The 7,007-nt window shown below is 33.3% G+C and carries 6 protein-coding genes; 5 read left to right on the forward strand and 1 reads right to left on the reverse strand.

Going from position 1 to position 7,007, the window contains the following annotated elements; translation table 11 throughout:
- Positions 1 to 140 precede the first annotated feature (140 nt).
- The 3 genes from GSY74_RS08025 (at position 141) to GSY74_RS08035 (ending at position 2,840) form a co-directional block, all read left to right on the forward strand.
- Complete coding sequence (locus GSY74_RS08025; protein ID WP_164664586.1) at positions 141 to 1,322, forward strand: exo-beta-N-acetylmuramidase NamZ domain-containing protein; 1,182 nt, start codon at positions 141 to 143, stop codon at positions 1,320 to 1,322.
- A 12-nt stretch (positions 1,323 to 1,334) separates the two neighbouring features.
- Positions 1,335 to 1,931 carry an N-acetylmuramoyl-L-alanine amidase gene (locus GSY74_RS08030; RefSeq protein ID WP_164664587.1) on the forward strand — a complete coding sequence of 199 codons (597 nt, stop codon included), beginning with the start codon at positions 1,335 to 1,337 and terminating at the stop codon, positions 1,929 to 1,931.
- Positions 1,932 to 2,087: 156 nt separating this feature from the next.
- Entirely contained in the window at positions 2,088 to 2,840 is a 753-nt protein-coding gene (locus GSY74_RS08035; protein ID WP_164664588.1) for an N-acetylmuramoyl-L-alanine amidase, read from the forward strand.
- 217 nt (positions 2,841 to 3,057) lie between these two features.
- On the opposite strand, the gene GSY74_RS08040 is transcribed toward GSY74_RS08035, so the two are convergent.
- Positions 3,058 to 4,647 (reverse strand): hypothetical protein, encoded by a 1,590-nt coding sequence (locus tag GSY74_RS08040; protein ID WP_164664589.1) that lies wholly within the window; start codon positions 4,645 to 4,647, stop codon positions 3,058 to 3,060.
- Positions 4,648 to 4,780: 133 nt separating this feature from the next.
- Between GSY74_RS08040 and GSY74_RS08045 the strand changes: the two genes are divergently transcribed.
- Entirely contained in the window at positions 4,781 to 5,461 is a 681-nt protein-coding gene (locus tag GSY74_RS08045) for a response regulator transcription factor (protein WP_164664590.1), read from the forward strand.
- Positions 5,454 to 6,890, forward strand: coding sequence for a sensor histidine kinase (locus GSY74_RS08050; RefSeq protein ID WP_164664591.1), 1,437 nt, complete (start codon positions 5,454 to 5,456; stop codon positions 6,888 to 6,890). Before GSY74_RS08045 ends, GSY74_RS08050 begins: the two co-directional genes overlap by 8 nt.
- The last annotated feature ends 117 nt before the right edge of the window (positions 6,891 to 7,007 follow it).

The following is a 7,007-nucleotide window of genomic DNA, read 5'->3' on the forward strand; positions in this document are numbered from 1 at the left end:
CCTGCGATTATTGGGCATGGCTTGAATATAGATACCATGTTGGCGAGTGCCAGAGCCTATATCGGTGCATTGAACAGCTATTTGAGCATGGAAGGTATGCTTAAAATTCGTAATAGTGATAGTGAAAGAACAGTTTAACTATGAAAAAATTTATTATAATATTTATACTTCTTATAGGTATAGTAGAGGCAGAGAACTATGTAGAGGAGATACCTCTTCAAAAAGCAGATATAGTGATGGGTGCAGAGAGTTATGTAGAGTATCTGCCTCTGTTAAAATCAAAAAGGGTTGCACTTGTTGTCAACCAATCCTCAATAGTTGAGGGTGAGCATCTTGTTGATAGACTTCTGCGAGAGAGAGTAAATATCAAAAAAATATTTGCTCCTGAACATGGGTTTAGAGGCAATGCAGATGCTGGTGAAAAGGTTAAGAGTGGGAGAGATAGTGCTACTAATTTGCCTCTTATTTCACTCTATGGAAAACATAAAAAACCGACAAAAAAAGATTTAAAAGATGTAGATATTATTGTTTTTGATATTCAAGATGTAGGGGTTCGTTTCTACACCTATCTCTCTACTCTACACTATGTTATGGAGGCGGGGGCGGAGAATGGTATCCCTGTTATTGTACTAGATAGACCAAATCCAAATGCCAATAGGATAGATGGTGAGATTCTTAATTTCAACTATAAATCATTTGTAGGTCTTCATCCTGTTCCAATTCTCTATGGGATGACCATAGGTGAGTATGGGAAGATGATAAATGGTGAGGGTTGGTTAAAAGGTAATCTTCAAGCAGACTTGAAAGTTATACCTCTACAGAACTACACTCATGATAAATTCTATTATCTCCCCATAAAACCATCTCCAAATCTGCCAAACGAACTATCTATCTATCTCTATCCATCACTAGCATTTTTTGAGGGAACCACATTTTCTGTTGGTCGTGGTACAGATATGCAGTTTCAGATATATGGTGACCCAAAGTATAAAAAAAGAGAGTTTACATTTAGACCTGTCTCTATGGAGGGAGCAAAATATCCTAAACATCAACACAAAACCTGCTATGGTGTTGATTTGAGGTCAACACTTATGGATTTAAGTGGAGAGATTGATTTGAGCTATTTGATAGATGCCTATAAAAACTATCCTAATAAAAAAAGATTTTTTCTGAAAAACAACTTTTTTGACAAATTGGCAGGTAGTAACAAGTTACAAAAACAGATAAAAGCAGGAATGAGTCCTGAAGAGATTAAAAAGTCTTGGAAAAATGGCTTAAATGAGTTTAGAGAGATACGAAAAAAATACTTGATTTATAAATAAAAAGGGAAAATATTGAGAAAACTATTTGGTTTTTTAATAGGTGGATTGTTTATACTACTAATAGTGGCTATATATAACAACCAAGTTGTAAACACGACCGTGCTACTTCAAGCTGGTCATGAGGGGAGAACAACAGGTAATATTGGTTCTGTTAATGGGAAATATAGAGAGGTGGATTGGAATATTCTCGTAACAGAAGAGATAGAGAGAGAGCTAAAAAAGCATGATATTGATGTAACCAGAGTAGGTGCGGATATCCCTTTTGCTAATACGAGAATTGCAATATCTATACATTTTGATGGTGCAAACAGAGCATGTTCTACTGGTGCATCTATCGGTTATGATATAAATCATCCAAAATCAAAGAGACTTGCACACAGATGGAAAAGTATCTATAGAGGATACTTTCCATTCAAATGGCATAAAGATAACTTTACAAAGAATCTATCTGACTACTATGGATTTAGTCTAGTCAACAGTGAGAAGGGATTTTTGGTGTTGGAGCTTGGAGAGATAACTTGTAATGAACAGGTGGAGTGGCTAGAGCCAAGACTTGATTTAATCTCTGCAAAGATTGCTGATTTTATTATGGATGAGTTGGAGAGATGAGGCTGAAGCCATCGGTTCCTAGTTTTGAAAGATTTCTATTATACTCTTTTGTAGTGAAAATAGATATTTACTCAAAAAACAGTAAGCTTGAATTCACATTTAAGCCCAAAAGAGTATAATCGAAAAAAAATTCAAAAAAAAATTTAAAGAAAAAAAATGAAAAAACAACTACTCATATTAACAACTACAGCCCTACTAACAACTGCGTGTGCAAAAGATAATAGCATAGAAGTAGTCTATACTCCTCCCCCAACTCAAAGCACCAATATAGAGATAGTATCTACACCAAATTTGCACAATATAGAGATAGAACCTATAAAAATTATAGATAAACCGATTATATTTAAAAAAGAGCGAATAGATATGACAAAAGAGTATATCCAGAAACATTATGGCTTTGAGGTTGAGACTATTGAGATGACTCCAAGAATAATTGTTCTGCACTGGACAGCTATTATGACTCTTGATAAATCTTTTAAATTTTTAAATCCTCAGAAACTTAGAGGCAGAAAAGATATAGTTAAAGCAAGTCCATTGAATGTATCTGCACATTTTTTGATAGATAGAGATGGTACTATCTATAGACTTATGCCTGATAATTGGATGGCACGGCATGTTATTGGACTAAACTACTCTAGTATAGGGGTAGAGAATGTGGGTGGAGAAGGGAATAAAAAAGATGATTTGACCCCTGCACAGTTAGAGGCAAATATAAAGCTTGTACGATATCTCAAAGAGAAGTATCCTACTATTACACATCTAATAGGGCATCATGAGTATAGAGAGTTAGAAGGGACAGAGCTTTGGCTTGAACTCGACAAAGGGTATCGAACTAAAAAGAGTGACCCAGGAGATAGGTTTATGTATGCTGTTCGCAATGAAGTAGCAGATTTGAATCTTACCAAATAGAAGAAGGAACTTAGCAATAAACCATAAATTAATAGGATTATGTTTTATGCAAAGCACAAAGTTCATGATTACCCCATACAACTGAAAGTAATCATGAGCTTCATACTTTAAATACTAGATTCCCTCTTTTATTCAGTATCTATATTTATTAGTATATCTTAAAAAGATGTAAAGAAAATATAGAAACTACTATTTTCAAAAAAAAAGTAAAAAAAAATCAATATTTTACAATTTCTAAGGTCGGTCTATCCTCATTAAGTACAATTTTAAACATATCTGTGGACTCTTGTGACTCTATTAATCTTATAATTATCAACTTATCTAATATATTTTCATAACTATCACCACGAAGCCCACCTTGGATTTCATCTCCATCTACCCTGAATGAACCGATACTCTGTTCATAAATCTCTAGTGAGTTCATCTCCTCAACTACTGTCTCAGGAGCAAAAATAAGATACTCTCCATTCTCTAAATTGGCTCCTGTAATATTAAGTTCGTAGAGTTTAATATCTGGCTCCTCACTATTTTGGGCATCACACCTTACACGATTATCTTCAAGAACAGTAGTTGTCTCGACCTCTGTACTATTGTTTTCACTTGATACACTACCCGAAAATAGTAATAAAGAGGAGTCCTCTGATATATCTCCATTGGATGAAAATCTACTCACATTGGTCTCATTGCCATCTGTAAACTCTTCTATACTATCAGAAGTTATGCTAAATGAACCATTCTCATCTCCTCTCTTAACAAGTGTTAAGTTCATGGTCTCTTTTTTTCCTAAAAGAGTGCAATCTTCTTCAAATGTAACATGCATAAGCTCTTTATCATCCTCTCCCAATAGATAGTGTATAGATACTTTAGAGTATGTATTGTTATCTTCATAACTGTACTGAGTAAGAGTATCTCCACTACTATCTGACCATTTAAAAGTATATTGCTCTTTTTTGCTACTATTTGTATCATCTTCTAGTTTTTTTGAACTCATATTATGTTCCAAACCATACTGGTATAGAGTATCATCACTATATTTTCTATAGATAACCTCTCCCAAAGAGACCCCACTCTCATTTATATCTGGAAAAGTTATATTATTATCCTCAATTATTGATGAGATTTGAACTATTGTCTTATTATCCATTACTACAGAGAGTTGATTCTCTTCAAATGGGCATGTGGTATTAAAATCTATACCTCCACAGTTGTCTAAAATTTGAGGCATCGCCTTTTCTAAAACCGTTAAATTAACCTGAGAAATTTTTATAACTCGCTCTATTTTTTCGATTTTATCTTTTAAACTATCATAAGCAATATTCTCTTTTTCACTGCTAGTTTGGTTGTTCTCTATGGTTTCATTACTATCTAATATATCACAATACTCTACTGTCTCATTATTTTCAGCAGAGGTATTAGAATCAACTGTCTGATTATTTTCAGAAGAGGCGTTAAAATCATTCGTTTGATTATTTTCAACAGAGATATTAGAATCAGCCGTTTGGTTATTTTCATCTATTTGAGTTATACTGTTATTAGATTCGTCTTTTATAGTTGTATTATCTTCAACAGACTCTTTCTTCAGTATAGAAGGAAAGGCTATACTGAAAGTTTGAGGTAAAATTGTCTCTTCTCTCTCTTCACTATCCGTTGTTGCAATTAGAGTTGAATCATCTGTTATATTCAAATCTGTATTTGCGACAGTATCGTCTGTTAGAGTATATTTAGAGCTATCTGTTGATGTGCTACCTGACATCCCACACCCTGCGATAAAAAACAATACTAATATAAAAATCATATATCTCATCATAAAAGCCTCTTTATAGTTTACTAATCATAGCACAGAAAATTAAGCATAAGGTTAAATAAATAATTTATATACTACTATAGTATAAGCAAGATATAATAAAAAAATGTAGAAAAAGTGTAGAGAGAGAGAGCAAATGTTAAAGAAGTCAAGTTACAAGCTTTTATATGTTGAAGATGAAGCATTTATCCGTCGTATAGCTATATCATACCTCCGTCCGTACTTTGCAGAGGTCTATCAAGCAAGTGATGGGGTAGAGGCACTGGAGATATATAGAGATAAAAAACCAGATATGATTATAACTGATATAGAGATGCCAAATATGGATGGGTTAACCCTCTGTAAAAATATTAGGAAAAAAGATAAGACAACACCTATTATAATAACAACGGCATATACTAGTACAGAGTATCTACTAGAAGCTGTTTCACTTAATCTAATAAAATATTTAGTAAAACCGATGGAGGAGGAGCCTCTCTTTGAGGCGATTAATACCTGTTTTGAACAGATAAGAACTCAAAATCCAACAATTGTATATATCACAAATGAGTATAAATACGATACTTTTAACCATACTCTACTGCATAATGATAAGATAATAACGCTAACAGAGTCTCAACATAAACTACTCACTATTCTTATCAGAAATAGAGGACGAATTGTCTCTTATGAGGAGATAGAGAACTTTGTTTGGTACGATAAATTTATGAGTTCCAATGCTCTTCGCTCTTTGATGCGTGATGTCCGTAAACTAGTTGGAAAAGATAGGATAGAGAATATCTCAAAATGTGGCTACAGGATACACCTTCATGGATAGAGTTGTAAAGATAAAATTAGCAGTTGTACTTATATATTTAGCAGTCATTATTGGCTTTTTCTATGAGGAGCAGTTTCTTCCAGAAAATATCAACTTCTATATCTATGATGAGATGGCATTTATAATTGCTATCTTTAGTTTAGGCATAGTTGCAGGTGCAGGAATATACAATCTTGCATTTTATTTTTACATTCACAACAAACACTATCTATATTACGCATTGGCACAGTTTTCAATTGTTGCTCTTATGATAAATATGGAAGCTCTATTTATCCAACCATTTCACAATATATATAACTTTGAAGCAACTCTCTTCTATATTGATATCTCTCAGGTCTTTGCACTGATATTCTCACTACTATTTTTACAAAGTTTTTTAAATCTTTACAACATAGAGAAGATAAACAAACTTATAAAAATTGTGATATATATCGCTATATTTGACCTTATATTTACACTTATATTTGACCATGCTATTATTGTAAAATTTGTACCTAGTTTCATATGGGTACTGTTAATTCTATCAGAGGCTCATAGACTTATAGAGAAAAAAGATATTCCTTTTTATTTTTTAAGTATTGGTTGGTATGTAGTACTTCTTGTAACTATTATTAAGTTTCTCTATCCTCTTTTCACAGATGGTGGCAATTCTAGTGCTTATCCTCTTCTGCATATCGCTTTTGCACTAGAATCAACTCTTATCTCTTTTGCTCTATCTTATAAATTTAAACTCGTAGAGAACGAGCAGAAGAAGCAACAGACCCTTTTGTTACAACAGTCCAGATTGGCAAGTATGGGAGAGATGATTTCTATCATAGCACATCAGTGGCGACAACCTCTAAACTTTTTATCATTCTCATTTATGCATATAAAAAGAAGTTGCAACAACGATGAAGATGCCTTGCTAACGATAAAAGAGGCAAATGAACAACTCCAATATATGTCAACGACCATAGAGAATTTTAGAAACTTCTATAATCCATCCAAAGAGAAAAACAAATTTGATATAGAGGAGTCATGCAGAACTACTCTGAAAATACTCTCTCCAACTTTGGAACCTGCAAAGATAAAAATAGATATAGAGATAAAAGAGAACTTCTCATTCTACGCAAATAGTAATGAGTTCCAACAGGTCATCTTGAATATAGTAAATAATGCTAAAGATATACTAATAGAGAGAAAAGTAGAGAATCCAAAGATAGAGATAACCATAGACAGACCCAAGATAACCATCACCGATAATGGTGGGGGTATTGCAAAAGAGCATATAGACAGGATATTTGAACCATATTTTAGTACCAAACAGGATAGTGATGGAATTGGGCTTTATATCTCAAAAACTATTATCGAAAATGAGATGGGTGGGAAGCTTAGTGTTGTTACGGATAGTGATGGTTGTAGTTTTATTATTGAGCTGATGGAGACTTAACTCTATATTTAAACAAAACTAGGAACCGATGGCTTTAGCCTCGTCATATTCGGGACTAAAGTCCAATGCCAATGAATTAAGAATATTGTTATTGATTTATTAGGACAAGGCAGTGCC

The sequence above is a fragment of the Sulfurovum sp. bin170 genome (genome assembly GCF_010892395.1).
In the GTDB taxonomy this organism is placed as follows: Bacteria; Campylobacterota; Campylobacteria; order Campylobacterales; family Sulfurovaceae; genus UBA1140.